Raw genomic sequence first — 26,130 nt, 5'->3', positions numbered from 1 at the left:
CGGAACTCTACACGGCCTCACCGCGTCCCTACGATGGGCTGCCCGAGCTGGTCTATCCCTTCCACGACCGCGACGTGCTCGTCACAGCTTGCGGACGGCTCTGCCTGCACCGCAAGAGGATCAACATCTCAACTGTGCTGGCCGGTCAGCGGCTCGGCATCAAGGAAGTCGATGACGGCATTTGGCTCGTCAGCTTCATGCACTATGATCTGGGATACTTCGACCTGGAGCAGAAAACCCTGCAGCCCCTCGACAACCCGTTCGGCACGAGGTTGTCACCTATGTCCTAGGTACGTTCTGTTACCTATCTGTCCGGGCTGGACACACGTAGCCCGTGGTAGCGGGGGAGGGACTCGAACCCCCGACCCCAGGATTATGATTCCCGTGCTCTAACCAGCTGAGCTACCCCGCCACGGCGGCGCCGTTGCGGCATTGAGATGCCGCGGCGCGAATGCGCGGCATATAAGGAGTGGGCAGACGGCCTGTCAAGCAAAGCAGGCCGTCGGCCAAGTCCCCCGCCAAATAGCTGCAAAACGGGACTATTTTGGCCGGACCGAGGGATCGCCGCCGGGGCTGCCGGGCGGCGGAATCACCGGGGTATTGCCGCCATCGGGCGGGGGCGCGTGCATTTCCGGGTCGACCCCCGAAGGCGGGCACAACACGCCATCGGACCGCGCGAGTTTTTCGCCAAGCGGCTCGGATCGCTGGCCGGTGGTGGTATCCGGCTTCGCGTTTGGATTTGCCGGGTTTTGCATCGGCGTGCAGTTCTCGCCGCGTTGCGGCTGGGGCGGCGCGGTCTGCGCCGGGGGCGTCGTCGGCGCAGGCGGGGCCTATGCGACCGCCGCGCCGGACACCGCCATCAGCACACCAAAAAAGAGAAGTGACTGGTTCATCTGCATGCGAGGAAAACCGCGGACGCGCGCGGAGGTTCCGCACCAACCAGAAACACGTTCACGATTTGCGAAAGCGGATCAGCGAAAAGTGGCCCATCGGCGGCATCGGGCGCCGTTCCGCAAGGGTGACGCCGCCATGTTTCTTGGCCCAGTTGGCGAGCCGCGCCCATGGAAATTCCGGGCGCCAGCCGAGCCTTCGGGCGAGCGGCGCAAAGGCCAGTTCGAACAGGCGCCGCGGCCCGCTTTCGGCGCCGATATGATTGACCAGGATCAGTTCGCCGCCAGGCTTCAGCACGCGGATGAAATCATCCAGCGTCGCCTCGGGATCCGGCACTGCCGTGATGACATATTGCGCCACCACCGCATCGAAGAATGAATCCGGGAACGCCAGGTTCTTGGCGTCCATCACTGCCAGCGTCTCGACATTGGTCAGGCCCAGCGCGCGCACGCGCTGCTGCGCCCGCCGCAGCATCGGCTCGGAAATATCGACGCCGCAAAGTCTGGTGCTGCGCGAATAGTCTGCCAGCGACAGCCCCGTGCCAACGCCAACATCGAGCACGCGACCGCCGATCCGGTCGGCTTCCGCGATCGTCGATTGCCGGCCCTGATCGAACACCTTGCCGAACACGAAATCGTAGATCGGCGCCCAGCGCCCATAGGCCTTTTCGACCCCCTCGCGGTCGATATCCCCAGCCATCCCCTGCCCCGAATTTATGTCAGCGCACGGCCTCGGCGAGCGGCCGCGCCGCAGCAGCGACATTCCTCGCGGCTGCGCTCTTGATGAATCCACCACCGAGCACGCGCGCCTGGCCTGACGGCGCGTCGTAGAACACGCAGGCCTGCCCTGGCGATACGCCCTCTTCGCCGGCAACGAGCTCGACCTCATAGCCGTGATCGGTCTTGCGCAGCCAGGCCGGCTGCGGCGCGCGCGTCGAGCGCACGCGCACGAACATCTCGATGCCTTCGCCGATGACGCGATCGAGCGCGCCGTCGCCGATCCAGTTGACGTCGCGCAAGAGAATGCGATCCATGCGCAGCGCTTCGCGCGGGCCGACCACGACGCAGCGGCTTGCCGCATCGAGCCGCACGACATAAAGCGGCGCGCCGGTCGCGATCCCCAGCCCCTTGCGCTGGCCCACGGTGAAATGAACGATGCCTTGGTGATGGCCGATCACCTTGCCGTCGAGATCGACAATGTCGCCGGGCGCAACCGCGTTCGGCTTCAAGCGGCTGATGATGTCGGTGTAGCGGCCGGTCGGCACGAAGCAGATGTCCTGGCTGTCCTGCTTGTCGGCGATCTCGAGACCGAAGCGGCGCGCGAGTTCGCGAACCTGCGGCTTGGTCATGTCGCCGAGCGGAAAGCGCAAATAGTCGAGCTGCTCGCGCGTGGTCGCGAACAGGAAATAGCTCTGGTCGCGATCGGCGTCGGCGGCGCACACCATCGCCCGCGATCCGTCGACGAGGCGCCGCGAGGCGACATAGTGCCCGGTCGCGAGCACGGCGGCACCGAGCTCGCGCGCGGTCGCGAGCAGATCGCGGAACTTGATCGCACGGTTGCACTCGATGCACGGCACCGGCGTCTCGCCGAGCGCGTAGCTGTCGGCAAAATTGTCGATCACCGATTCACGGAAACGGCTCTCATAGTCGAGCACGTAATGCGGAATGCCGATCCGCTCGGCGACGTTGCGGGCATCGTGGATATCCCGGCCGGCACAGCAGGCGCCCTTGCGATGGGTCGCGGCGCCGTGGTCGTAAAGCTGCAGCGTGATTCCGACCACGTCGTAGCCTTCCGACTTCAACAGCGCAGCCGTCACCGATGAGTCGACGCCGCCGGACATGGCGACCACGACCCTCGTATCCTCGGGACGGCCTTCGAGATCGAGACTGTTGCGCATGGAAGAGGTCATCGATTTCTATCGCGAGCAGCCATTGCCCCCGCGACCAGCGTTAAAAAGCGGACTTTGCCCAGAAGGCTTTGAAGCATCGCCGAAAAAGGCTGAGTTGCCTCCTCGGGGCGCAGGAAAAGCCACCCTTTAATATAGGCGGTATCGCCGCGAAGCAATCAACCGTCGTTGGAAGAGATATAGACGGCAAATCTTGCCGCCGGGCAAAAAAGCGACCGCCGCGAGACAGTTCCAAATTCGACGCTTCCTCCGTAAACCACTGTAATCTAAAGGTATTTTTTCGACACCTCGCTGGCCCGCTCCTTGCTGATAGGGAACTGAAATTCCATCCCGAGGGTCGTTCGTGGTCAACGTCGCGCAAGAAGCATTGGCAGGCATGTCGTTTCAGGCCAATTCGCCGAGGTCGGCTCGGCCCGATTCCGGCCCAGCGCCCGGAAATGACAGTTTTGGCGCGCTAGTCGACGGCAACACGGCGGCCCGCGACAATCGCCCCGACGACAGTTCCCGTGAACCACCTGCATCGGCACGCCGGAACGACGATGCTGCTCCGGCGGCGGACACGAGGTCGCGCGATGACGGCGCGGGCCCTGACCGGCCCGAGCGGAACGATGTCGATGCGCGTAACGACGCTGGTTCCAGCGACCGGGCCGACAAGCCCGATCAGCCTGGTTCGAAATCCGACACGCCGAAATCCGATTCGGCAAAGTCCTCGAAGCCGAAGGACGATGCTCCGACCAAGGACGACGCCAAGGATGGTGAAGAGTCCAAGCAGGACAACGACGGCACTGCTGCAACCACGGTGATCGCGGCGACGGTGTCCGCAGTCGTCGCCAGCCCCGCCAATGCAGCGCCCGCAACCCCGCCGGTATCGGACACAGCCACCGCCCCGCTCGCGACGGCCGCCGCGGCCATCGCGGCCGTAGCGTCGGTCGCGGGTACAGCTCCCGCGGCGGCCAATGCGGCCACGACCGACGCCCAAGCCGATGCCCAGGCGAACGGCAAAGCCCCACCCGCAGTTTCTGATAGTGCACTGGCAGTTGGCGACACCGCCGCGATCGACATCGCGCTGTCTGCTGCGGCCGCTTCGCCGACGCCGCAGGCGAAGGCCACAGCCCAGTCAAAGCCGACGCTGACCACGAAGGACGCCATCCCCACGTCAGGCGAGCAAGACAGCACAACAGACTCCGCGCCGGCCGACGCACCGACAGGCATTGTCCCGGATATCTCCCCGCCAGCCGCGGCGGCCGGCAAGCAGAAAGCCGAGCACGCCTTTGTTGACGCGGTGAAGGCGGACGCCTCAGGCAATTCCGCGCAGACGCCGGCCGCAAACGCCGCAAGTCACGCGCAGGCGGGCACGGCCAATGCGGCGCAAACGCTCATCGCCTCCGACAACAGTGCCCAGGCGGCCGCGCTGATCCAGCCGCCGGCGCCATCCACGCCCACAACGCCGTCGGCCAATTCGCAACTGACCGTGACCGCCGCGACGACGCACAGCAATGCGGTGCCGGTCAGCGGCCTCGCGATGGAGATCGCCGCCTCAGCCAAGAGCGGCAAGAGCCGTTTCGAGATCCGGCTCGATCCGCCCGAGCTCGGGCGCATCGATGTCCGCATCCATGTCGACAACAATGGCCAGGTGACATCGCATCTGACCGTCGAGCGGCCGGAAACGCTGCAGATGTTGCGCCAGGACGCCAACCAGCTGCAGCGCGCGCTGGACAATGCGGGTCTTTCGACCGGCAATAGCGGACTGCAGTTCAGCCTGCGCGACCAGTCGTCGTCGGGGCAGAACGGCGGCCACCAGCCCAATCCCAATGCGCATCGCCTGATCGTCAGCGAAGAAGACAGCGTGCCGGCGACCGTTGCTGGCCGCAGCTATGGCCGCATGCTTGGCGCGAGCGGCGGCGTCGATATTCGAGTCTAGAGCATGATCCGGAAAAGTGGGAACCGGTTTTCCGAGAAGATCATGCTCAAACAAAGAGATGAGATCACGATCCGATCATGATCGGATCATGATCTAGAGGAGACTGCCATGGCAACCGACGTATCCATGCCGCCGCCGGTCGTATCGGCACCCGGGACCGGAACGGCCACGGGCAACAACAACGCGTCGTCCCAGACGTCGGGCATCGCCGACAACTTTCAGACCTTCCTGACGCTGCTGACGACGCAATTGCAGAATCAGAACCCGCTCGATCCGCTCGACACCAACCAGTTCACTGCGCAACTCGTGCAGTTCGCCGGCGTCGAGCAGCAGCTCAAGATGAACGATCAGTTGAGCTCGATCGTCGCCCTGGAGAAGAGCGCGCAGTCGACGCAGGCCCTGATCTATGTCGGCAATACCGTCGCGGTCGACGGCAGCAAGGCGAATTTCAACGGCGCGGCGACCTGGAACATCAATTCGCCGAAGGACACGAACGCCACCATCACGATCACCGATTCGACCGGCCAGACCGCCTATTCCGGCACTTTTTCGCTGAAGTCGGGCGGCTCCAGTTTCGTCTGGGATGGCAAGGGCAATGACGGCACGCAATGGCCGCCGGGCGCCTACACGCTGACGGCGACGGGCAAGGACTCGTCCGGCAACACCGTCGCGATCTCGACCGAAGTCCAGGGCATCGTCGACTCCGTGGACCTGACCGCCACCCCGCCGCTGCTCTCGATCGGTGGCGAGACCTATACAACCGACCAGATCAAGCGGGTCATTCGCCCGAGCACTGGCAACGGCGGCAATGGCAACGACAATGGCTCAGACTCCGGTTCTGAGAACGGCTCCGGCTCTGGCGATGGGTCCGGATCGACCTAGAGCTATTCGGTTCTGATGGAATCAGAACCGAAGCTCTAGATTCTTTGTTTTGACGCGTTTCCTTCACGCGAACCGGTACCCACTTCGCTCGAAAACGCTCTAATCCGCCGCGATGGCTGCGATGAAAAGCGCGCAGGCCGCCGTGGAGGCGACCGTCCGCACGTGATTCCAGAATGTCCATTCCTTGAGATACCGCGCCCATAGCAAAGCCGCCTCAGCGCTCGCCGGATCGGCCGCCGCCAGCGCATTGTTGAGTGGGACGTTGAAGATCATCGTCACGACGAACATGCCCGCCACGTAGACCGCGCCGCCGGCGAGCATCGCCGCCGCGCCGGGCTCGCCCAGGCGGAAGACCGCGACCACGGCGAGGATCGCGCTCACCAGCGTCGTCCCGAGGAAGAGCGGCATGAACGGTGAGCGGACGATGTCGACATTGATCGCATTCATGGCCGCGAGGCCGGATGCCTGGTCGATGCGGCCGAGCGCCCTCATCACAAAGGTCGAGAACGCAAAATAGAGCCCGGCAAGCAGGCCACAGCCGATCGCCAAGAACCAGAGCAGGAACGGCACGACAATCTCGCCCACGGGCGACCTCGCTTCCGCTGGGTTGTGGTTTGACCCCACCGGGCACCCGTCGGCGCCGGCCTGGCCGCTTTCCCACACTGGCACAGGTGCCGGGGCGGAGCCACCTTACCGGCATTTCCAACGCGATTCGTATTGCAAGCTTGCGCTTAGGTAAATTTTAAGCCGACACGCGTAGGTTGGCAGAGTGAGTTCAGTGGTCGAGAGTTTGTGAGTACGCCATGACAGAACCCCATCGCCCGAGGGTGAAATACGTCATCGGGCCTGACGGCAGTCCGCTAACCATTGCCGACTTGCCTGCGCCCGGTACAAAACGGTGGGTCATTCGCCGGAAGGCTGAAGTTGTTGCCGCAGTGCGTGGTGGTTTGCTTTCCCTGGAGGAAGCCTGCAGCCGCTATACGCTGACGGTTGACGAATTCCTTTCCTGGCAATTTTCCATCGATCAGCACGGCCTGGCCGGGCTGCGCACCACCCGTATCCAGCAATATCGACAGTAAGCCCTCGAAACCAATCGAATTTGATGAAAACCGGCGTCGCTTTGCGAAGCCGGTTTTTTTCATGTCCTACTTTCTGCCGCGGTTCTTAACCGACGTTAACCAGATGGAAACCATAGCCTAGGCAATAATTGCCCAGTCGGACCCTCCGAGGGCCGAAACCCCTGGGGGCGGTTGGTGCAAAGTCTGGTTGCTTTCCTGAAGGGCCTGGGCGCGGCCCGGTTGGCGGCGATGGTCGCGGTCACGGCCGCCCTCGTCGGCTTCTTCGCCTTCGTCATATTGCGCGTCACCACGCCGCAGCTGACCACGCTGTTCACCGATTTGAGCGTCGAGGACTCGTCTTCGATCGTCAAGGAGCTGGAGCGGCAGGCGATCCCGTTCGAGCTGCGCAATGACGGCGCCGTCATCATGGTGCCAAAGGACAAGGTCACCCGTCTCCGCATGAAGCTCGCCGAGGGCGGCATGCCCAAGGGCGGCGGCGTCGGCTACGAGATCTTCGACAAGTCGGATGCGCTCGGCACCACGAGCTTTGTCCAGAACATCAACCATCTGCGCGCCCTGGAGGGCGAGCTCGCCCGCACCATCCGCGCCATCGACCGCATCCAGGCCGCGCGCGTGCACCTCGTGCTGCCGGAGCGGCCGCTGTTCTCCCGCGAGACGCCGGAGCCGTCGGCTTCGATCGTGGTGCGGGTGCGCGGCACCCTCGAGCCGCAGCAGATCCGCGCCATCCGCCACGTGGTCGCCTCCGCCGTCAACGGCCTGAAGCCGCAGCGGGTGTCGATCGTCGACGAGGCGGGCCAGCTGCTCGCCGACGGCGCCACCAGCGATGCCGACAACTCGGTCGGCGACGAGCGCCGCGCCGCTTTCGAGAAGCGGATGCGCAAGCAGGTCGAGGACATCGTGTCCTCCGTGGTCGGCCAGGGCCGCGCCCGTGTCCAGCTCTCCGCCGATTTCGACTACAACAAGATCACCCAGACCTCCGACAAGTTCGATCCCGAAGGGCGCGTGCTGCGCTCGAGCCAGACCCGGGAAGAATCCAGCCTCACCGCCGACAACAGCGGCCAGGTCACGGTCAACAACGAGCTGCCCGGCAACCAGAACCAGGACAATGCCGCGCGCGCACGCGACCAGAGCAAGAAGAGCGAGGAGACCAACAATTACGAGATCTCCCGCACCACCAAGACCGAGGTGACCGAAGCCGGCCGCGTCAATCGCATCTCGGTCGCGGTCCTCGTCGACGGCAGCTACGGCAAGAACGAAAAGGGCGAGATGGTCTACCAGGACCGTTCCAAGGAGCAGCTCGACCGCATCGCCGCCCTGGTGCGCTCGGCGATCGGTTTCGACCAGAAGCGCGGCGACCAGGTCGAGGTCGTCAACCTGCGCTTTGCCGAGGCGCCCTCGGTCGCCCCGCTCAACGAGCCGACCGGCCTGCTCGGCATGCTGCAGTTCACCAAGGACGACGTGATGTATGTGATCGAGCTCGGCGTGATGATGCTGCTCGGCCTGGTCGTGCTGTTCATGGTGATCCGCCCGCTGGTCAAGCGCATCCTGGCCAGCGAGGTCGTACCCGCCCGCGCCGAGGCCGCGGTGCCCGCACTGACCGACGCGAGCGCGCAAGCCGGCAATGAAGGCGGACACGGCCAGGCGCTCCTGACCGGCGGCGGTGCCGCGCACATGATCGACGTCGCCCAGATCCAGGGCCAGGTCCACGCCCAGGCCGTGAACCGCGTGGGCGAACTCGCAGAACGCAATCCAAACGAAACCGTCTCCATTGTTCGCCAATGGCTGACCGAGCCTGCCGAGACCTGAGATGGCCAGCGTCCCGCAAACCGCAAACGCCCAAGACATCACCAGCGTCATCTCGACGCTGTCGAGTCGGCAGGGCGATCGTCCGAAGAGCAAGCCGATCTCCGGCCCCAAGCGCGCGGCGATCCTGATGCTTGCGCTCGGCGAGAAATACGGCGGCAAGGTGTGGTCGCTGCTCGACGACGACGAGGTCCGCGAATTGTCGATGGCGATGTCGACGCTCGGCACCGTGGAAGCCGACGTCGTCGAGGACCTGTTGCTCGAATTCGTCTCGCGAATGTCGGCCTCCGGCGCGCTGATGGGCAATTTCGACGCCACCGAGCGGCTCTTACAGCAATATCTGCCGGCCGACCGGGTCACCGGCATCATGGACGAGATCCGCGGGCCCGCGGGCCGCAACATGTGGGAGAAGCTCTCCAACGTCCAGGAAGAAGTGCTCGCCAACTACCTCAAAAACGAATATCCGCAGACCATCGCCGTGGTGCTGTCGAAGCTGAAGTCGGAGCACGCCGCGCGCGTGCTGGCGATCCTGCCCGAGGACATCGCGCTTGATGTCGTGGGTCGCATGCTGCGGATGGAGGCGGTGCAGAAGGAAGTGATCGAGCGCGTCGAGCAGACGCTGCGCACCGAATTCATGTCCAACCTGTCGCAGACCCGCCGCCGCGACGCCCACGAGGTGATGGCCGAGATCTTCAACAATTTCGACCGCCAGACCGAGACGCGCTTCATCACCTCGCTGGAAGAAGAAAACCGCGAATCCGCTGAACGCATCAAGGCGATGATGTTCACCTTCGACGACCTCGTCAAGCTCGATTCGGGCTCGGCCCAGACGTTGATGCGCCATGTCGACAAGGAGAAGCTCGGCATCGCGCTGAAGAGCGCCAATGAGGAAGTGCGCAACTTCTTCCTGGGCAACATGTCCTCGCGCGCCGGCAAGATGCTGATGGATGACATGGCGGCGATGGGACCGGTGCGCCTGCGCGACGTCGACGAGGCTCAGGCGCTGCTCGTCAATCTCGCCAAGGACCTCGCCGCCAAGGGCGAGATCATGCTGACCAAGAACCGTGCCGACGACGAACTGGTGTACTGATGGCCGCGCCCGCAAAATTCCTGTTCGATACCGACTTCTCGGCCCCCGCCAAGTCGCGCGAGCGTGCAGCGACCCCCGCCGAGATCGCCCAGAAGATCGCGGAAGCCGAAGCGCGCGCCTATCGCAACGGCTACGATGCCGCCCAGCGCGAGGCGAAGGTGGAGAGCGACCGCCGCGCCGCGCTCGCGCTGGAAGAGATCGGTCTTGCGATCAAGAACATCGCGTCGCGCTTTTCCGGTATCGAGGCGCGGATGGAGACCGAAGCTGTCGACGTCGCGGTCGCGGTCGCGCGCAAATTGAGCAGCGAGCTGATCGCGCGCGAGCCGCTCGGCGAGATCACGGCAATGGTCTCCGACTGCTTCGCACACCTGGTCTCGACGCCCCACATCGTGGTCCGCATCAATGACGCGCTCTACGAGGGCGCGCGGGAAAAAATCGAGCGGCTGGCCGCACAGGGCGGCTTCCAGGGCCGCCTCGTGATCCTGGCCGAGCCGACAATCGCGACCGGCGACTGCCGGATCGAATGGGCCGACGGCGGCATCGTGCTGGAGCGCGCGGCGATCGAAGCCAAGATCAACGAAGTTGTCGGACGCTACATGGCGTCCCGTGACCAACGGCCATGAGGATCGAGCCAAAGGATCGACGATGAGTGACACCGACACACATGTCCCGCTCCCCGACCTCAACTCGGCGGACGCGCCAAGGGCCAACGACGATGTGGGCTATAACGAGGACGAACACGCTTCGCGCATCGCCTCCGACCTCGAGGCCGTCTTCGACGTGCCGGTGCAGGTCTCGGCCGTGCTCGGCCGCTCGAAGATGGATGTCGGCCAGCTCCTGAAGCTTGGGCCCGGCACCGTGCTCGAACTCGATCGCCGGGTCGGCGAAGCCATCGACATCTATGTCAACAACCGCCTGGTGGCGCGCGGCGAAGTGGTGCTGGTCGAAGACAAGCTCGGCGTGACCATGACCGAAATCATCAAGACAGAGCGTACCTAACCTTTAACGGATTCGGCGCGGGATGGACGCGCGCGGGAGACAGGAGACACTCATGCGGCTTCTCATCGTCGGCACCCTGAGGGGACAGCTCACGACCGCCACCAAGATCGCGATGGACAACGGCGCCTCCGTGACGCACGCGGAAGGCAACGAGCAGGCGATGGCGGTGTTGCGTGGCGGCAAGGGCGCCGACCTGCTGCTGGTCGATGTCGGCCTCGACATCCGCGACCTCGTGATGCGGCTGGAAGCCGAGCACATCCACGTGCCGATCGTCGCCTGCGGCATCTCCAACGATGCCCGCGCCGCGGTGGCGGCGATCCGCGCCGGCGCCAAGGAATACATCCCGCTGCCGCCCGAGCCGGAGCTGATCGCCGCTGTGCTCGCCGCGGTCGCCAACGATTCCCGCGACCTCGTCTATCGTGACGAAGCCATGGGTCGGGTGATCAAGCTGGCGCAGCAGATCGCGGGCTCGGACGCCTCCGTGATGATCACCGGCGAGTCCGGCACCGGCAAGGAAGTGCTGGCGCGCTACGTCCATTCCCGCTCGGCGCGCGCCAAGCGGCCGTTCATCTCGATCAATTGCGCGGCGATCCCCGAGCATCTCCTGGAATCCGAATTGTTCGGTCACGAGAAGGGCGCGTTCACCGGCGCGATCGCCCGCCGCATCGGCAAGTTCGAGGAAGCCACCGGCGGCACGCTGTTGCTCGATGAAATCTCGGAAATGGATGTAAGGCTGCAATCGAAATTGCTGCGCGCGATCCAGGAGCGCGTCATCGACCGCGTCGGCGGCACCAAGCCGGTGCCGGTCGACATCCGCATCATCGCGACCTCGAACCGCAATCTCGCGGACGCCGTGCGCGCCGGCACCTTCCGCGAGGACCTCTTGTTCCGCCTCAACGTCGTCAATCTGAAGATCCCGCCGCTGCGCGACCGGCCGGCCGACATCCTCGAACTGGCGCAGCATTTCGCGAAGAAATATGCCGAAGCCAACGGCGTAGCGGCGCGACCACTGTCGACCGAGGCGCGGCGGGTGCTGACTACGAACCGCTGGCCGGGCAATGTCCGCGAGCTTGAAAACACCATCCACCGCTCCGTCTTGATGGCACAGGGCGACGAGATCGGCCCTGATGCCATCGTGACCCCGGATGGCGACCGCCTCGACCTCGCCAAGACCGCGCCGGCGGTCGCTCACGCCACCCTCGCGGCCGAGCAGGTGACGCGCGCGCTGGTCGGCCGCACGGTTGCCGATGTCGAGCGTGACCTGATCCTGGAGACGCTGAAGCACTGCCTCGGCAACAGAACCCATGCCGCCAACATCTTGGGCATTTCGATCCGCACGCTGCGCAACAAGCTGAACGAATATGCCGACGGCGGCGTGCCGATCCCGCCCGCCGGGTCGGGCACGGCCGACTACCAGCGCCTGGCCACGGCGGGGTAGCCTGGGGCCATCACCACCGTCATTGCGAGCAGAGCGAAGCAATCCATAGCGCCACAGGCGGAGACATGGATTGCTTCGTCGCTTCGCTCCTCGCAATGACGGAGCGATGCGACTGCTTTCGCTATGAATAGCTCGGCGCGTCCGGCTTGCGGAAAATATGGATGGGGTCGCCGGGCGTAAACTCGCGTCCGGTGAAGGCAACATAGGCGTACAGCGCGAGATAGGCGATCGCGAGCGCACCGATGCCGTAGAAGACCCAGGTTGCAAGTCGTTTGATCAAGCCCATGACGCGCGTCGTTCCTTCCGCCAATAGAAGACTGATGCCTTCTATTGCGCGAGAAGACAAAACGCCACGGCCGGCGTCATCGTTCCCGGAACAAGTAGCCCGGGTGAAGCGCAGCGTAACCCGGGGCCGCTCCCGATCGCCGACGCAAAGCCCCGGGTTGCGCGTTCCGCTCCACCCGGGCTACGAGCTGATGTCAGCGCAGGTGCACGCCGCGTGCGGGCACGCTGACGTCAGCCAGCTTGGCGGCATCCTCGTCCTGGTCGACGGCGACATAGCGCCCCTGCCAATAAGCGAGCGCCGCGGTGCGCGAAGAGACCTGCACATCGAGCACGCGGCCGATGACGATGGCGTGCGAGTGGCGCTCCACGATGTCCTCGACCTCGCAATCGATCGCCGCCAGCGCGCCGACCAGAAGCGGCACGCCGGAAGCGCGCGTCGTCCATTGGGCTCCGGCAAAGCGCTCGGCGCCTTTCAGCCCGCCTTTGCCGGTGAAGCGCTCGGCGATCTCGATCTGGTCCGAGCCCAGGATGTTCACGCCGAAGACGCCGTGGCGCTTGACCAGCGGCCAGGACGATGCGGCGCGGTTCAGGCTCACGATCAGCGAGGCCGGCTCGACCGACAACGAGGAGACAGAAGTCACCGTCATCCCGGAGATCTCCTTGCCGCGCCCCGCCGTGATGACGCTGACCCCGCCGGTCAGATGGCGCATGGCGCCACGGAATTCGTCGGAGGTGACCACGGGATCGATCGCGATGTTGCGGACGGCGGAGTTCATGCAGGCCTCACAGGTCGTCGGAACCGTCTTCGGTTCCTTCGAGGAGATTCTTCAGGATCGCGCCCTCGAGCGCCGCCAGTTCGGCAGAGCCGCGCTCGCGCGGGCGTGCGATGTCGACATTGAAATCGTGTGCGATGCGCCCATTTTCAATGACCAGCACCCGGTCGGCCAACGCCACAGCTTCCGAGACGTCATGCGTCACCAGGATCGCGGTGAAGCCCTGATCACGCCAGACCCGTTCGAGCAGCCGCTGCATCGAGATCCGCGTCAGCGCGTCCAGCGCCCCGAGCGGCTCGTCGAACGCCAGCACCCGGGGCTGGCTGACCAGCGCGCGAGCCAATGCGACGCGCTGCTTCTGGCCGCCCGAGAGCACCGAAGGCCATTGCCCGCGCTTGTCGCCGAGGCCGACCTCGACCAGCGCCTTCTCGGCGCGCGCCTGCGCATCCGCCGATGAGCGCTCGCGCCCGAGGCCGACTTCGACATTCGACAGCACGCGCGCCCATGGCAGGAGCCGCGGCTCCTGGAACATGACGCGGATATCCTCGGCGCGTGCCTGCTCGCCGAAACTGATGCTGCCGGCGGTCGGCTTCTCCAGCCCCGCGATCAGCCGCAACAATGTGCTCTTGCCGCAGCCGCTGCGGCCGACAATCGCGACGGACTGGCCGGCGGGAATGTGCAGGTCAATGCCGCGCAGCACCTCATTGTCGCCGAAGGATTTGCGCAAGCCGCGAATAGTCAGTGACAGCCCGCGCGACGGCACGTCGGGAGCATGGCGGAACTGGCGCGCCTCCTCGACGAAATCCTCGCGCGCGACAGCTTCAGCACCGAGCGAGCGAAAACGAAGAACTTCCTGCATGTGTCTTCCTCAGTTCCTCAGTGTTTCTGGAAGGCCGGATGCCAGGACAGCGTCAGCCGCTCCAGCGCGCGCGAGGCGCTGTCCGCAAGCTTGCCGAGCAGCGCATAGATCAGGATCGAGAGCACGACCACATCGATCAGCATGAACTCGCGCGCCTGCATCGCCATGTAGCCGAGCCCCGAGGAGGCCGCGATGGTCTCAGCCACGATCAGCGTCAGCCACATGATGCCGAGCGCAAAGCGCAGGCCGACGAAGATCGACGGCAGCGCGCCCGGGAAGATCACGCGGCGAAACAATTCGCCGTCGGTCATGCCATAGATGCGGCCCATCTCGATCAATTGCGGATCGACGGTGCGGATGCCGTGCAGCGTGTTGAGATAGATCGGGAAGAACACGCCGAGCGCCACCAGGAACAATTTCGCGGACTCGTCGATCCCGAACCACAGGATCACCAGCGGGATCAGCGCGAGGTGTGGAATGTTGCGCACCATCTGCAGCGTGGTGTCGGTCAGTTTCGCGGAGAGCTGCGACAGGCCGTTGGCGAGGCCGAAAGCGAAGCCGATGGCGCCGCCGATCAGAAAGCCGATGCTGGCGCGCCAGAAGCTGACCCAGATGTTGCGGATCAACTCACCCGACAACAGGAGCTTCCATCCCGCCAGTGCGACGTCCGTCGGAGCCGGCAGCACACGCGCGGGCACAAAACCGGTGATGCAGGCAAGCTGCCAGATGACGATGATGGCGAGCGGCACGATCCAGGGGATCAGGCCGTCGGCCCGCGGCAATCTGGGCGCGCGGACGCGCGGGAGGCTGTCGATGAGGCTCATGATTCCGATACCTGCTTTTGCGGCCGATAGTCGTTGCCGATGGTCTCGCCGAACGGCCCGGTGTTGACGCGGATCGGCGTCACATTGTCCGGCCGCTCCAGCGAGAGCAGCGGGAACACCAGTTCGGCGAAACGATAGGCTTCTTCGAGGTGCGGGTAGCCCGACATGATGAAAGTATCGATGCCGAGATCCTGATACTCCCTGATCCGCGCCGCCACCGTCTGGGCATCGCCGACCAGCGCGGTGCCCGCGCCGCCACGCACCAGGCCGACGCCGGCCCACAGGTTCGGGCTGATCTCGAGCTTGTCGCGGCGGCCGCCATGCAGTTGCGCCATGCGCTGCTGGCCAACCGAATCCATGCGCGAGAAGATCTTCTGTGCCGCAGCCACCGTGTCGTCGGTGACGTACTGGATCAATTCGTCGGCGGCCTTCCAGGCTTCCGCATTGGTCTCGCGCACGATCACGTGCAGGCGAATGCCGAAGGAGATCTTGCGGCCGCGCTTGTCGGCAACCGCCTTCACGCGCGCAATCTTCTCCGCCACCTCTGCCGGCGGCTCGCCCCAGGTGAGGTACTTATCGACACTATCCACCGCGACATCGATGCCGGCATCCGAGGAGCCGCCGAAATAGAGCGGCGGCCGCGGCGACTGGACCGGCTGGAACAACAGACGGCCATCCTCGATGCGGATGTGCTTGCCCTCGACATTGACGGTCTTGCCGGCGAGCAGGTCGCTATAGACGTTGAGGAACTCGCGCGTCACCTCGTAACGCTCGTCATGCGCCAGGAAGATGCCGTCGCCCTTGTTCTCGACGGGATCGCCGCCGGTGACGACGTTGATCAAGAGCCGTCCGTTCGAGAGCCGGTCCAGCGTCGCGGTCATGCGGGCGGCGACGGCGGGCGACTGCAGGCCGGGCCGCACTGCCACCAGATAGCGCAGCCGCTCAGTCTGCGGCGCGACCGCGGAGGCGACCACCCAGGAGTCCTCGCAGCTTCGCCCGGTCGGCAGCAGCACGCCGTAATAGCCGAGCTGGTCGGCGGCCTGCGCGATCTGGCGCAGATAGTTGAAGTTCACCTCACGGCCGCCGATCGAGGTGCCGAGATAACGGCCGTCACCATGGGTCGGCAGGAACCAGAGGATGTTGGCGTTGGGTTGCTTGGTCACGATCCGGACCTCCGCGCGACGTCTGAAATCTTGATGGGTTTCGGCAACAGGCCGAGGGCAAAGAACGTGTCCGCCACCTGCTGCTGGTCGGCGATCACGGAATCGGGTAAGGGGCTTGATGCCGTAGGACTGGCGCTTCAGCGCCACCTCGACCACCGGCACCGAGAGGCCGATCGACGGCGCGAGCTGCTCGGCGACTGCATGGATGTCGCCCTTGGCCCAGTCGTCGACCTCGCTCAATTGCGCGAGCACGAGATCGACGATCTTCGCATCGCTCTCCAGGAACTTCTTCGAGGAGAAATAGAACTGGTAATTCGAGACGATGCCGGTGCCGTCGGCGAGCGTGCGCGCGCCGGTCGCAGCTTCCGCCGCGGCCTGGAACGGATCCCAGATCACCCAGGCATCGACCGCGCCGCGCTCGAAGGCGGCGCGTGCGTCGGCAGGCGCGAGAAACACCGGTTCGATGTCGGAATATTTGACGCCGGCCTTTTCCAGTGCCTTCACCAGCAGGTAGTGGACGTTCGAACCCTTGTTCAGCGCGACCTTCTTGCCCCTGAGGTCGGCGACCGACTTCAGCGGGCTGTCCTTCGGCACCAGGATCGCCTCGCCCTTCGGCGCAGGCGGCTCATAGGCGACATATTGGATGGGCGCACCGGCGGCCTGCGCGAAGATCGGCGGCGCTTCACCGGTGTTGCCGAAATCGATTGCGCCGACATTAAGCGCCTCGAGGAGCGGCGGTCCGGACGGGAATTCGGTCCACACCACCTTGTAGCCAACCGCCTTCAGCTTCTCCTCGAGCGTGCCCTTGCTCTTGAGCAGCACCAGCTTGCCGTATTTCTGGAAACCGATGCGGACGGTTTTCTCCTGTCCGTACGACGCGCTGACGGCGGCGGCGACGATGCTGACTGAAAGCACCGCGCTGGCGATCCAGCGTTGGATTAAACGCCTCATGCTGACGTTCCCTTGGTTCGAATGGAATTGGGTTCGAATGAGAATCAGGTCTGTGTGTTGCGCCAAACAATGTCGCGGATCGTGATCTCTCTCGGGATCAGGCCGAGCTTGAAGAAGCGGTCGGCCACGCCCTGCTGCGTCGCGACGATATCGTCGGTGACGGGGCCGATCCTGAACGCGGCCCGCTTGGCGGCGATGATCTGGATATCCAGTGGGATTCCGGTGACGGCACTCAGCGATTTCGCGACCTCGTCGCGATGCGCCTCGGCCCAATTCGCCGTTGACGCGAGGACGTCGATAACCTGTTGCAGAACAGGTCCGTGATTCCTCGCGAAGTCACGGTTGGCGATGAAGAACGAGTTGGTCTTGGTGATCTCATGGGCGTTGACCAGGATGCGGCCGTTCTGCTTGGTCTCGCCGATCGCGAAATAGGGATCCCAGATCGCCCAGGCGTCGATGCTGCCATTGGCGAACGCAGGTCCCGCGTCGGGCGGCGTCAGATAGACCGGGGTAATGTCGCTATAGGTGAGGCTGGCCTTTTCCAGCGTCTGCACCACGATGTTGTGCGCGCTGGAACCCTTGGTGAAGCCGACGCGCTTGCCCTTGAGATCGGCGATCGCACGGATCGCCGAATTCTGCGGGACCAGAATGCCCTGGCCATTGGTGATGGGCTGGCCAGCCGCGTAAACGATGGCCGCGCCGGCAGCTTGCGCAAAGACAGGCGGCGAGTCGCCGACCGCACCGAAATCGACGCTGCCGACGTTCATGGCTTCCATCATCGGCGGGCCCGACGAGAACTCGACCCATTTCACCTCGATGCCGACCGACTTGAAATGATCTTCCAAGGTCGCGCGCTGTCGCGCGATAACCAGCACGCCGCTCTTCTGGTAGCCGATACGAATTTCCTTCACCGCCGCTTCGGCCCGTGCGCGCAAGGGCAGCGCAGCGACGGCTGCAGAGCCGAGCGACAGCTTGAGGAACTCACGGCGCTTCATTACAAAATTCTCCCGACGATCGAGCGCGTTATCGGCGCACAATCAATGCGACGTTCGGGAATGATGGGGGGCGCGAATGAAGCTGTCGAGCACCCGAAAAAAATAGCGATGCGCGCACTGCCATGCAGGCACCGGACGCGCGGTTTCTTTCAAGGCGCGGATTGTGCGTAGCGAAATTTTTCCTTCACAAAATCGGGATGCAGCAGCAGCTCTCCGCTGTCATCGTCCGCGAAGGCGGACGATCCAGTAACCACCACCGCCGGAGCGTGAGCCGAGGCGCCGCGGCGTACTGGATGCCCGCCTTCGCGGGCATGACGGTGTAGTGTGGCGCTGCCTAGAATCTCGTCAGCCGGTCGCTGCTGCTTTCTGCGCCGGCGAACCGGGGTTAATCGACAGCTTGCCATACCGGTCCTTGAACGCGTCGGTGTCGATTTCCTCGAGCTTGATCTCGCCGCTCATCACACCCTGCTTCCACGCATCGTGTTCCGGATCATGCTGGAACTCCGGCATCACTTCGCTTGCGAACAATTCGAGCGACTCGCAGATATGCTCGTGCGTGTTCTTGCCGGCCTGGTTGAGCAGGATCACCTGGTCGATGTGGGAAGTACGGAAACGGCGCAGCTTCTTGCGGATGGTTTCAGGCGATCCGATCAGACCGCCGCGCAACGCAGCTTCCTGCGCTTCGGGATTGTCGCGCTTCCACCTGTTGTACTCGTCCCACATGTTGACGGTGCCCGGCGCAGGCCGCTGCCGGTTCTGCGACGCGCCATAGTAGCGCAGCGCGAACTGAAAGAAGGTGGCGCCGTCGGCGCGGGCGCGCGCTTCCTCGTCCGTCTTGGCGCACATGAAGAACGACACCAGCGCCATGTTCGGATTGATCTGGTAGTCGGCGAGCTTCTTCAGCCGCTTCGTGATCGCGTTGTAATAGGCATGCACCCAGGCATGCGCCGCGTCCGCGCTGACGAACTGAAAGCCGAGCGCGCCGAAGCCGTGCTGCCCGGCGCGCTCGATGGTCGGCAATTGCGAGCACGCCATCCAGAGCGGCGGATGCGGCTTCTGCACCGGCTTCGGCACCACGTTGCGCAAGGGGATGTCGAAATATTTGCCGTGATGCTCGGTGCCGACCTTGGTGAACATCGGGAAGATCGCCGAGACCGCCTCTTCGAACACCTCGCGCTTGGTCTCCATGTCACGGCCGAACGGCGTCAGCTCGGTGATCGAGGCGCTCTCGCCCATGCCGAACTCGCAACGGCCGTTGCTGAGGAGATCGAGGACTGCGACCCGCTCGGCGACGCGCGCGGGATGGTTGGTCGTGAGTTGCAGGATGCCGTGCCCGAGCCGGATGTTCCGGGTGCGCTGGCTTGCCGCAGCCAGGAACGATTCCGGTGCCGGCGAGTGCGAGTATTCTTCAAGGAAGTGGTGTTCCACGACCCAGGCATAGTCGTACCCGAGCCGGTCGGCGGTCCCGAGCTGCGTCAATGCGTCCTGGTAGAGCCTGAGCTCGTCGGCCTCGTTCCATGGACGCGGCAGTTGCAGCTCGTAGAAGATGCCGAATTTCATGGCGTCGCTCCCGTACTTATTGTTTGTTTGCCTCAGTGTATTGCCGGGGCACGCGAAGTCCAGCCTTTGCCAATTCCGGGTGGCGGAACATGCGCACTGCAACCAAACGGTAACCTTGCCGGTTGCGGAGCCGCCGAATCCGCTCCGCGCGTATACAATGTTGGCGCGCATTGATCTGGATCAGTGCTAAAATATTGCAGCACCGTTACTTCTAAGGAAGGCAACGAGGCCTTCCCCCGCACAATCTGAATTGAAGCGAGACGACGTATGTCGGCAACCAGCGACGATGCGAGCGCGAGACCACGCCGCAGGCGCATGGAGATCTTTGCGTTTCTTTTTCTGACGGCAGTTGTGATGCCTGCTTTGGCCGTGGCCACAGTGGGCAGCTATGGCCTTGCTGTGTGGATCTACCAGATGATCGCGGGCCCGCCGGGCCCTCCCCCGCCACATTGACCAGCCGACCTCTCAAGGAACACCCGACATGATCAGAGCTCAAACCAACATCGATCGCCGAGCACTCATCACGGGCCGCGTCCTGCAAACCGACCCTGTCGTGCCGCCGCCCGGTGGCGAGATCGCCAGCATCCTGGTGCAGACCCGGCCTGACCGGCTCGATGCCACCGAGGCCGCGATCACGGCACTGCGCGGCTGCGAGATTTACGGCCGCGATGAGAAAGGCAAGCTCGTGGTCGTCGTGGATGCGCCCGATGTGGGCTCGCTCGGCGCGACCCTCAATGCGATTTCCGCGCTGCCCAACGTCTATTCCGCCTCGCTCGTGTTCCACGCCGTCGACGCCGATACCGTGTGATGACACGTGATCGGACGCCCCTTGATGAAGGGAAGGAAACGCCATGACTGCCCCCAAACTGGATCGCCGCCAGGTCCTGAAGCTGGAAGCCGCCGCGATGGCGGCGCTCGCCGGAGGCATGCCGGTTGCGGCAGGTGCCGCCAACCTCGTCACCGAGCGCGCCGAGAGCGAATTGAAGTGGGACAAGGCGCCGTGCCGCTTCTGCGGCACCGGCTGCAGCGTGATGGTCGCGACCAAGGACAACCGCGTCGTCGCCACCCATGGCGACATCAAATCGGAAGTCAATCGCGGTCTGAATTGCGTCAAGGGCTACTTCCTCTCCAAGATCATGTACGGCCATGATCGCCTGACCAAGCCTTTGCTGCGCAAGAAGGACGGCAAGTACGACAAGGACGGCGACTTCACCGAAGTCTCGTGGGACGAGGCCTTCGACGTGATGGCGGAGAAGTTCAAAGCGGCGCTGAAGAAGCGCGGACCGAGCGGCATCGGCATGTTCGGCTCCGGCCAATGGACGATCTTCGAAGGCTACGCCGCATCGAAGCTGTTCAAGGCCGGCTTCCGCTCCAACAACATCGATCCCAATGCGCGGCATTGCATGGCCTCCGCCGCGGTCGGCTTCATGCGCACGTTCGGCATCGACGAGCCAATGGGCTGCTATGACGACATCGAGGCCGCCGACGCCTTCGTGCTGTGGGGCTCGAACATGGCTGAGATGCACCCGATCCTGTGGACTCGGGTCGCCGACCGACGCCTCTCCGCGCCGCATGTGCGCGTCGCCGTGCTTTCCACGTTCGAGCACCGCTCGTTCGATCTCGCCGACATCGGGCTGGTGTTCAAGCCGCAGACCGATCTCTATCTGCTCAACGCGATCGCCAACCACATCGTCAAGACCGGGCGGGTCAACAAGGATTTCGTCAACAAGCACACGCTGTTCAAGCGCGGCCAGACCGATATCGGTTACGGCCTGCGGCCCGACCATCCGCTGGAGAAGAAGGCGACCGGCCGCGCCAAGGCCAACGATGCCCAGGACATCAGCTATGACGAATACGTCAAGTTCCTCTCGGATTACACGCTGGAGAAGGCGGCCGAGATGGCCGACGTCCCGCTCAACCGGCTGCAAGCCCTGGCCGAGCTCTATGCGGATCCGAAGGTCAAGGTCACGAGCTTCTGGACCATGGGCTTCAACCAGCACACCCGTGGCGTCTGGTGCAACAACCTCGTCTACAACATCCACCTTCTCACCGGAAAAATCTCCGAGCCGGCAACAGCCCGTTCTCGCTGACCGGGCAGCCATCGGCCTGCGGCACCGCGCGCGAGGTCGGCACCTTCTCGCACCGCCTGCCGGCAGACATGGTCGTGACCAACAAGGAGCATCGCGCGAAGGCCGAGCACATCTGGAAGCTTCCGGAAGGCACCATCCCCGACAAGCCCGGCTATCACGCCGTGCTGCAGAACCGGATGCTGAAGGACGGGCTGCTCAACGCCTACTGGATCCAGGTCAACAACAACCTGCAGGCCGCCGCCAACGGCAACGAGGAGACCTATCCCGGCTATCGCAATCCCGAGAACTTCATCGTGGTGTCGGACGCCTATCCGACCGTGACGGCGCTCGCCGCCGACCTCATCCTGCCGGCCGCGATGTGGGTCGAGAAGGAAGGCGCCTATGGCAACGCCGAGCGCCGCACCCACACCTGGCACCAACTGGTCTCGGCGCCGGGCGAGGCGCGCTCCGACCTCTGGCAGCTCATGGAATTCTCCAAACGCTTCAAGGTCGAGGAAGTGTGGCCGGAAGAACTGATCGCGAAGATGCCGGAGTATCGCGGCAAGACGCTGTTCGACATCCTCTACCGCAACGGCCAGGTCGACAAATTCCCGGTCACCGACATCGAGGCCGGCTACGTTAATCAGGAGGCCAAGGCCTACGGCTTCTATGTCCAGAAAGGCCTGTTCGAGGAGTATGCCTCGTTCGGACGCGGTCACGGCCACGACCTCGCGCCGTACGACACCTATCATCAGGTCCGCGGATTGCGCTGGCCGGTGGTCAACGGCCAGGAGACCCGCTGGCGCTTCCGCGAGGGGCTCGACCCCTATGTCCAGCAGGGCAGCGGTGTGCAGTTCTACGGCTTTCCGGACGGCAAGGCGCGGATCTTCGCGCTGCCCTACGAGCCGGCGGCGGAATCGCCCGACAAGGACTTTCCGTTCTGGCTCTCGACCGGCCGCGTGCTGGAGCATTGGCACTCCGGCACCATGACCCGCCGCGTCCCCGAGCTTTACCGGGCTTTCCCTGAAGCGGTCTGCTTCATGCACCCCGACGATGCCACTGACCTGAAGCTGCGCCGCGGCGACGAGGTCAAGGTGGAGTCCCGCCGCGGCTTCATCCGAGTCCGGCTGGAGACGCGCGGCCGCGACCGGCCGCCGCGTGGCCTGGTGTTCGTGCCTTGGTTCGATGAATCCAAGCTCATCAACAAGGTGACGCTGGACGCGACCGATCCGCTGTCGCTGCAGACCGACTACAAGAAATGCGCCGTGCGCATCGAGAAGGTGACGACGACATGACCGGAAAGTCCGCTATCGTTGTTCTCGCCGTTGCGCTTGTCGCCGCCTCGAGCACGTTGCTCGCACAAGGCGTCACGTCCAGCCTGCGCGGTCCCACTCCGCTCAACGAGGAGGGACCGGCGCCGCCGATGACGCCGATGCGCAACACCGCGGAACGGGAGATCCGCAACTACCCGGAGCAGCCGCCGGTGATCCCGCACTCGATCGACGGCTACCAGGTCGACATGAACGGCAACAAATGCCTGTCCTGCCACGCCCGCGCCCGCACCGGCGAATCGCAGGCGCCGATGGTGAGCATCACCCATTTCATGGATCGCGACGGCCAGTTCCTCGCCTCGGTGTCGCCGCGACGCTACTTCTGCACGGAGTGTCACGTCCCGCAGAATGTCACGACGCCGCCGGTGACCAATGATTTCGTCGACATCGACAGCATCCTGAACCGCCCAGCGCCGGGTGGCCACCGATGAGCGACGTCGACAAGGCGCCCCGCCAAGGCTGGTTTGCGCGGGCGTGGAGCTTTGCTCTCGAATTATGGGACGTGCTGATCCGGCCGAGCTCGGTGTTCGGGCTCGGCGTGCTGGTGCTCGCCGGCTTCGTCGCCGGCGTGATCTTCTGGGGCGGCTTCAACACCGCGCTGGAACTGACCAACACCGAAAAATTCTGCACTGGCTGTCACGAGATGCGTGACAACGTCTTTGCCGAACTGAAGTCCACGATTCACTTCACCAACCGCTCCGGCGTGCGCGCAAGCTGCCCGGACTGCCATGTCCCGCACAATTGGACCGACAAGATCGCTCGCAAGATGCAGGCCTCCAAGGAAGTCTGGGGCCACATCTTCGGTAGCATCGACACCCGCGACAAGTTCGTCGACAACCGCCTCGAGCTCGCGCTGCACGAATGGGCGCGGTTCAAGGCCAATGATTCGCTCGAATGCCGCAACTGCCACAGCGCGCAATCGATGGACATCACCAAGCAGTCGCCGCGGGCGAGCGTGGCGCATCAGCGCTTCCTGTTCACGGGCGAGAAGACCTGTATCGATTGCCACAAGGGCATCGCGCACCATCTCCCGGACATGCGCGGCGTTCCCGGCTGGCAGTAGTCTGGGTATCCCGGGGCGCCAGCCGGCACCTTGCGCCGGCGGCGTGAATGGCTAGGTTGAGAGACCGAGTCGTGGCGGGCGTCGCCCGCCCGTCCTCTCCTCCGCCGAGACCCATGACCACCTTTACGCCGCATCAGGATTCCGCGCTCCAAGCCGTCGCCGACTGGCTCAAGGCAAAACCCGGCAGGAACGGCACGCCGCCGATCTTCCGCCTGTTCGGCTATGCCGGCACCGGTAAGACCACGCTGGCGCGCCACATCGCTGAAGGCGTCGACGGCGAGGTCAAATTCGCGGCGTTCACCGGCAAGGCCGCGCTGGTGATGCGCAACAAGGGTTGCGAGAGCGCCTCCACCATCCATTCCCTGATCTACCGCGCCCGCGAGTCCGGCGTCGAGCAGCCGACCTTCGAATTGTGGGACGACGCGCCGGCATCAAAGGCAAAACTGATCGTGATCGACGAGTGCTCGATGGTGGACGCCGAGCTCGGCCGCGACCTGATGTCGTTCGACTGTCCGCTGCTGGTGCTCGGCGATCCCGCGCAGCTTCCGCCGATCCAGGGCGCCGGCTTCTTCACCAATGCCGAGCCCGACGCGATGCTGACCGAGGTGCACCGGCAGGCGCAGGACGATCCGATCGTGCGGATGTCGATGGACATCCGCGAAGGTCGCGAGCTCGAGATCGGCCGCCACGGCGAGAGCGAGGTGGTGCCGCGCAACGAGCTCGATCCCGAGCGCGTCATGAACGCCGACCAGGTGCTGGTCGGCCGCAACAACACCCGCCGCGCCTACAACATGCGGATGCGGCAGCGGCAGAACATCGAGGATCCCCTGCCGGTCGCCGGCGACAAGCTGGTCTGCCTGCGCAACAACCGCAAGAAAGGCCTGTTCAACGGAGGTCTGTGGCGGGTGAAAGCGCGCGCGCAATCGAAATCCAAGATCATCACCATGCGCGTGATGCCGGACGAGGATTTCGGCCACAAGGTCACCAAGGTCTCGGTGCGCGGCGAATGCTTCGGCGGCGCGATCGAGACCATCCCGTGGGAACAGCGCAAGCCCTACGACGAATTCGACTACGGCTATGTGCTCACCGTGCACAAGTCGCAGGGCTCGCAATGGGACGACGTCGTGCTGTTCGACGAAAGCTTTGCGTTCCAGGACAGCCGCGCGAGGTGGCTGTACACCGGCATCACCCGCGCGGCGAAGCGGCTCTCCGTGGTGGTGTGACCCCTCTCCTCCGTCATTGCGAGTGCAGCGAAGCAATCCATTTCACCGCTTGCGGAGGCATGGATTGCTTCGTCGCTTTCGCTCCTCGCAATGACAGCTGGGTTCACAGACTCGTGTCCGTCCGGCTGTAACAAACCCGTCCCCTGCCCGTATCTTCGGCATCCAGGGGGAAGACCGCCCGATTTCCGAAACCCGGCTTCCGTTCTAGACTGGCCCCGCCCTCCCATCCAAAGAGGAAACCATGTCCCCTCGCCCGTTCCGCCGTCTGTCGCTCGGCGCTGCCGCCCTCGGCGCGCTGGCCATCGCCTCCTTCGCCGCGGTCCCCTCGCGCGCCGCTGAGGACGCCGTGATCATTCCCGCTCCGACGGTCGATGCCAAATCCGCCGATGGCATCCAGACCGCGGTGCTCGCGGGCGGCTGCTTCTGGGGCGTGCAGGGCGTGTTCCAGCACACCGCCGGCGTCGTCAGCGCGGTTTCCGGCTATGCTGGCGGCACCAAGGCCACCGCAGACTACAACACGGTCTCCAGCGGCACGACCGGGCACGCGGAATCGGTCGAGATCAAGTACGACCCGAAGCAGGTCTCCTACGGCAAGCTCCTCCAGATCTACTTCTCGGTCGCGCACGACCCGACGCAGTTGAACCGCCAGGGTCCGGACACCGGCACGCAATACCGCTCGGCGATCTTCGTCACCAACGACGACCAGAAGAAGGTGGCGGAGGCCTATATCGCCCAGCTCAACGCCGCCAAAGTCTATAAGAAGCCGATCGTGACCAAGGTCGGCACGCTGCAGGGCTTCTATCCGGCGGAGGCCTATCACCAGGACTACCTGACGCTGCACCCCAACCAACCCTATATTGCGTATAACGACATCCCGAAGGTCCAGAACCTGAAGAAGATCTTCGCGGAGAACTACATCGAGAAGCCGACACTGGTCGGCAACACCAAGGTCACGAATTGAGCGACACAGTGGCCGTCATTGCGAGGAGCGAAGCGACGAAGCAATCCATTGCCTCCGCGAGTGG

At 64.3% G+C, this 26,130-nt stretch carries 24 protein-coding genes, 1 tRNA gene and 4 pseudogenes; 16 read left to right on the top strand and 13 right to left on the bottom strand.

All coding sequences use genetic code 11. From position 1 onward, the window contains the following. Positions 1–290, top strand: a pseudogene (locus K288_RS46780) (IS481 family transposase); the annotation flags it as partial. A gap of 45 nt (positions 291–335) precedes the next feature. On the opposite strand, the gene K288_RS0128020 reads toward K288_RS46780, so the two are convergent. The 4 genes and pseudogenes from K288_RS0128020 to mnmA all read right to left on the bottom strand — a co-directional run bounded on the left by K288_RS0128020 (position 336) and on the right by mnmA (position 2,788). Continuing rightward, positions 336–412 (bottom strand) — tRNA-Met (locus K288_RS0128020). Positions 413–539: 127 nt separating this feature from the next. Further along, positions 540–899 (bottom strand): annotated as a pseudogene (locus K288_RS54905) (hypothetical protein). Positions 900–951: 52 nt separating this feature from the next. After that, positions 952–1,590, bottom strand: coding sequence for a class I SAM-dependent methyltransferase (locus K288_RS0128010; RefSeq protein WP_027582543.1), 639 nt, complete (start codon positions 1,588–1,590; stop codon positions 952–954). A 19-nt stretch (positions 1,591–1,609) separates the two neighbouring features. Next, positions 1,610–2,788 carry a tRNA 2-thiouridine(34) synthase MnmA gene (gene mnmA / locus K288_RS0128005; protein ID WP_027582542.1) on the bottom strand — a complete coding sequence of 393 codons (1,179 nt, stop codon included), beginning with the start codon at positions 2,786–2,788 and terminating at the stop codon, positions 1,610–1,612. Between the two features lie 352 nt (positions 2,789–3,140). Here mnmA and K288_RS0128000 point away from each other — a divergent pair, with 352 nt between their 5' ends. Continuing rightward, entirely contained in the window at positions 3,141–4,718 is a 1,578-nt protein-coding gene (locus K288_RS0128000) for a flagellar hook-length control protein FliK (protein ID WP_027582541.1), read from the top strand. Between the two features lie 108 nt (positions 4,719–4,826). Continuing rightward, positions 4,827–5,600, top strand: coding sequence for a flagellar hook capping FlgD N-terminal domain-containing protein (locus tag K288_RS46770; RefSeq protein WP_051334769.1), 774 nt, complete (start codon positions 4,827–4,829; stop codon positions 5,598–5,600). A gap of 99 nt (positions 5,601–5,699) precedes the next feature. On the opposite strand, the gene K288_RS0127990 is transcribed toward K288_RS46770, so the two are convergent. Further along, the gene (locus K288_RS0127990) at positions 5,700–6,185 is read right to left on the bottom strand and encodes an anthrone oxygenase family protein (RefSeq protein WP_027582540.1); all 486 of its coding nucleotides are present in this window, start codon (positions 6,183–6,185) and stop codon (positions 5,700–5,702) included. A 218-nt stretch (positions 6,186–6,403) separates the two neighbouring features. Between K288_RS0127990 and K288_RS0127985 the strand changes: the two genes are divergently transcribed. From K288_RS0127985 to K288_RS0127960, 6 genes are all read left to right on the top strand, one after another. Then, a complete protein-coding gene (locus tag K288_RS0127985) occupies positions 6,404–6,679 on the top strand; it encodes a DUF1153 domain-containing protein (RefSeq protein ID WP_002714638.1) in 276 nt (91 codons plus the stop codon). A gap of 174 nt (positions 6,680–6,853) precedes the next feature. Continuing rightward, positions 6,854–8,485, top strand: coding sequence for a flagellar basal-body MS-ring/collar protein FliF (gene fliF, locus K288_RS0127980; RefSeq protein ID WP_027582539.1), 1,632 nt, complete (start codon positions 6,854–6,856; stop codon positions 8,483–8,485). Position 8,486: 1 nt separating this feature from the next. After that, on the top strand, positions 8,487–9,572 hold the full coding sequence (gene fliG, locus K288_RS0127975; protein ID WP_027582538.1) for a flagellar motor switch protein FliG: 1,086 nt from the start codon (positions 8,487–8,489) through the stop codon (positions 9,570–9,572). After that, positions 9,572–10,195, top strand: coding sequence for a FliH/SctL family protein (locus K288_RS0127970; protein WP_027582537.1), 624 nt, complete (start codon positions 9,572–9,574; stop codon positions 10,193–10,195). Before fliG ends, K288_RS0127970 begins: the two co-directional genes overlap by 1 nt. Positions 10,196–10,217: 22 nt before the next feature. Continuing rightward, positions 10,218–10,571, top strand: a complete 354-nt coding sequence (gene fliN / locus K288_RS0127965; RefSeq protein ID WP_027582536.1) for a flagellar motor switch protein FliN — start codon at positions 10,218–10,220, stop codon at positions 10,569–10,571. Positions 10,572–10,623: 52 nt separating this feature from the next. Continuing rightward, on the top strand, positions 10,624–12,009 hold the full coding sequence (locus K288_RS0127960; RefSeq protein WP_027582535.1) for a sigma-54 dependent transcriptional regulator: 1,386 nt from the start codon (positions 10,624–10,626) through the stop codon (positions 12,007–12,009). Positions 12,010–12,130: 121 nt separating this feature from the next. On the opposite strand, the gene K288_RS53720 is transcribed toward K288_RS0127960, so the two are convergent. From K288_RS53720 to K288_RS0127920, 8 genes and pseudogenes are all read right to left on the bottom strand, one after another. Then, positions 12,131–12,295, bottom strand: a complete 165-nt coding sequence (locus tag K288_RS53720) for a hypothetical protein (RefSeq protein WP_160169012.1) — start codon at positions 12,293–12,295, stop codon at positions 12,131–12,133. Between the two features lie 193 nt (positions 12,296–12,488). Then, positions 12,489–13,070 (bottom strand): flavin reductase family protein, encoded by a 582-nt coding sequence (locus tag K288_RS0127950; protein WP_027582533.1) that lies wholly within the window; start codon positions 13,068–13,070, stop codon positions 12,489–12,491. Between the two features lie 7 nt (positions 13,071–13,077). Continuing rightward, positions 13,078–13,926 (bottom strand): ATP-binding cassette domain-containing protein, encoded by an 849-nt coding sequence (locus K288_RS0127945; RefSeq protein WP_027582532.1) that lies wholly within the window; start codon positions 13,924–13,926, stop codon positions 13,078–13,080. Between the two features lie 17 nt (positions 13,927–13,943). Further along, positions 13,944–14,750, bottom strand: a complete 807-nt coding sequence (locus K288_RS0127940) for an ABC transporter permease subunit (RefSeq protein WP_027582531.1) — start codon at positions 14,748–14,750, stop codon at positions 13,944–13,946. After that, the gene (ssuD, locus tag K288_RS0127935) at positions 14,747–15,913 is read right to left on the bottom strand and encodes an FMNH2-dependent alkanesulfonate monooxygenase (protein ID WP_027582530.1); all 1,167 of its coding nucleotides are present in this window, start codon (positions 15,911–15,913) and stop codon (positions 14,747–14,749) included. Before ssuD ends, K288_RS0127940 begins: the two co-directional genes overlap by 4 nt. Next, a pseudogene (locus K288_RS50905) lies at positions 15,910–16,864 on the bottom strand (sulfonate ABC transporter substrate-binding protein). Before K288_RS50905 ends, ssuD begins: the two are co-directional and overlap by 4 nt. Positions 16,865–16,908: 44 nt before the next feature. After that, positions 16,909–17,859 carry a sulfonate ABC transporter substrate-binding protein gene (locus K288_RS0127930; protein WP_027582529.1) on the bottom strand — a complete coding sequence of 317 codons (951 nt, stop codon included), beginning with the start codon at positions 17,857–17,859 and terminating at the stop codon, positions 16,909–16,911. A 345-nt stretch (positions 17,860–18,204) separates the two neighbouring features. After that, a complete protein-coding gene (locus tag K288_RS0127920; protein ID WP_027582528.1) occupies positions 18,205–19,419 on the bottom strand; it encodes an LLM class flavin-dependent oxidoreductase in 1,215 nt (404 codons plus the stop codon). A 267-nt stretch (positions 19,420–19,686) separates the two neighbouring features. Between K288_RS0127920 and napE the strand changes: the two genes are divergently transcribed. The 7 genes and pseudogenes from napE to msrA all read left to right on the top strand — a co-directional run bounded on the left by napE (position 19,687) and on the right by msrA (position 26,066). After that, the gene (napE, locus tag K288_RS46765; RefSeq protein ID WP_028165371.1) at positions 19,687–19,872 is read left to right on the top strand and encodes a periplasmic nitrate reductase, NapE protein; all 186 of its coding nucleotides are present in this window, start codon (positions 19,687–19,689) and stop codon (positions 19,870–19,872) included. Between the two features lie 28 nt (positions 19,873–19,900). Continuing rightward, positions 19,901–20,227: a chaperone NapD gene (locus tag K288_RS0127915; RefSeq protein ID WP_027582527.1), complete on the top strand. Its 327-nt coding sequence runs from the start codon at positions 19,901–19,903 to the stop codon at positions 20,225–20,227. 43 nt (positions 20,228–20,270) lie between these two features. Continuing rightward, a pseudogene (napA, locus tag K288_RS46760) lies at positions 20,271–22,783 on the top strand (periplasmic nitrate reductase subunit alpha). Further along, on the top strand, positions 22,747–23,250 hold the full coding sequence (locus K288_RS0127905; RefSeq protein ID WP_152535707.1) for a nitrate reductase cytochrome c-type subunit: 504 nt from the start codon (positions 22,747–22,749) through the stop codon (positions 23,248–23,250). The pseudogene napA and the gene K288_RS0127905 overlap by 37 nt, the downstream one beginning before the upstream one ends. Beyond that, a complete protein-coding gene (locus K288_RS0127900; protein ID WP_027582525.1) occupies positions 23,247–23,882 on the top strand; it encodes a NapC/NirT family cytochrome c in 636 nt (211 codons plus the stop codon). The genes K288_RS0127905 and K288_RS0127900 overlap by 4 nt, the downstream gene beginning before the upstream one ends. Before the next feature lie 113 nt (positions 23,883–23,995). After that, the gene (locus tag K288_RS0127895) at positions 23,996–25,105 is read left to right on the top strand and encodes an ATP-dependent RecD-like DNA helicase (RefSeq protein WP_027582524.1); all 1,110 of its coding nucleotides are present in this window, start codon (positions 23,996–23,998) and stop codon (positions 25,103–25,105) included. Positions 25,106–25,346: 241 nt separating this feature from the next. Further along, positions 25,347–26,066 (top strand): peptide-methionine (S)-S-oxide reductase MsrA, encoded by a 720-nt coding sequence (gene msrA, locus K288_RS0127890; RefSeq protein WP_027582523.1) that lies wholly within the window; start codon positions 25,347–25,349, stop codon positions 26,064–26,066. The last annotated feature ends 64 nt before the right edge of the window (positions 26,067–26,130 follow it).

Source organism: Bradyrhizobium sp. Ai1a-2 (genome assembly GCF_000426245.1).
Classification (GTDB): domain Bacteria; phylum Pseudomonadota; class Alphaproteobacteria; order Rhizobiales; family Xanthobacteraceae; genus Bradyrhizobium.
The sequence above is the reverse complement of the archived record's forward strand: the minus strand, read 5'-3'. Positions and strand labels throughout refer to the sequence as shown.

Excerpts from the sequence above, each read along its gene's own strand:
- mnmA (WP_027582542.1), bottom strand. The coding sequence starts at position 2,788 with ATGCGCAACAGTCTCGATCTCGAAGGCCGTCCCGAGGATACGAGGGTC.
- K288_RS0127940 (WP_027582531.1), bottom strand. The coding sequence starts at position 14,750 with ATGAGCCTCATCGACAGCCTCCCGCGCGTCCGCGCGCCCAGATTGCCG.
- K288_RS0127930 (WP_027582529.1), bottom strand. The coding sequence starts at position 17,859 with ATGAAGCGCCGTGAGTTCCTCAAGCTGTCGCTCGGCTCTGCAGCCGTC.
- K288_RS0127915 (WP_027582527.1), top strand. The coding sequence starts at position 19,901 with ATGATCAGAGCTCAAACCAACATCGATCGCCGAGCACTCATCACGGGC.
- K288_RS0127900 (WP_027582525.1), top strand. The coding sequence starts at position 23,247 with ATGAGCGACGTCGACAAGGCGCCCCGCCAAGGCTGGTTTGCGCGGGCG.
- K288_RS0127960 (WP_027582535.1), top strand. The coding sequence starts at position 10,624 with ATGCGGCTTCTCATCGTCGGCACCCTGAGGGGACAGCTCACGACCGCC.
- K288_RS0127970 (WP_027582537.1), top strand. The coding sequence starts at position 9,572 with ATGGCCGCGCCCGCAAAATTCCTGTTCGATACCGACTTCTCGGCCCCC.
- K288_RS0127895 (WP_027582524.1), top strand. The coding sequence starts at position 23,996 with ATGACCACCTTTACGCCGCATCAGGATTCCGCGCTCCAAGCCGTCGCC.
- fliG (WP_027582538.1), top strand. The coding sequence starts at position 8,487 with ATGGCCAGCGTCCCGCAAACCGCAAACGCCCAAGACATCACCAGCGTC.
- K288_RS0127945 (WP_027582532.1), bottom strand. The coding sequence starts at position 13,926 with ATGCAGGAAGTTCTTCGTTTTCGCTCGCTCGGTGCTGAAGCTGTCGCG.
- K288_RS0127985 (WP_002714638.1), top strand. The coding sequence starts at position 6,404 with ATGACAGAACCCCATCGCCCGAGGGTGAAATACGTCATCGGGCCTGAC.
- fliN (WP_027582536.1), top strand. The coding sequence starts at position 10,218 with ATGAGTGACACCGACACACATGTCCCGCTCCCCGACCTCAACTCGGCG.
- msrA (WP_027582523.1), top strand. The coding sequence starts at position 25,347 with ATGTCCCCTCGCCCGTTCCGCCGTCTGTCGCTCGGCGCTGCCGCCCTC.
- K288_RS46770 (WP_051334769.1), top strand. The coding sequence starts at position 4,827 with ATGGCAACCGACGTATCCATGCCGCCGCCGGTCGTATCGGCACCCGGG.
- K288_RS0127920 (WP_027582528.1), bottom strand. The coding sequence starts at position 19,419 with ATGAAATTCGGCATCTTCTACGAGCTGCAACTGCCGCGTCCATGGAAC.
- napE (WP_028165371.1), top strand. The coding sequence starts at position 19,687 with ATGTCGGCAACCAGCGACGATGCGAGCGCGAGACCACGCCGCAGGCGC.
- K288_RS0127905 (WP_152535707.1), top strand. The coding sequence starts at position 22,747 with ATGCGCCGTGCGCATCGAGAAGGTGACGACGACATGACCGGAAAGTCC.
- K288_RS0128010 (WP_027582543.1), bottom strand. The coding sequence starts at position 1,590 with ATGGCTGGGGATATCGACCGCGAGGGGGTCGAAAAGGCCTATGGGCGC.
- K288_RS53720 (WP_160169012.1), bottom strand. The coding sequence starts at position 12,295 with ATGGGCTTGATCAAACGACTTGCAACCTGGGTCTTCTACGGCATCGGT.
- K288_RS0127950 (WP_027582533.1), bottom strand. The coding sequence starts at position 13,070 with ATGAACTCCGCCGTCCGCAACATCGCGATCGATCCCGTGGTCACCTCC.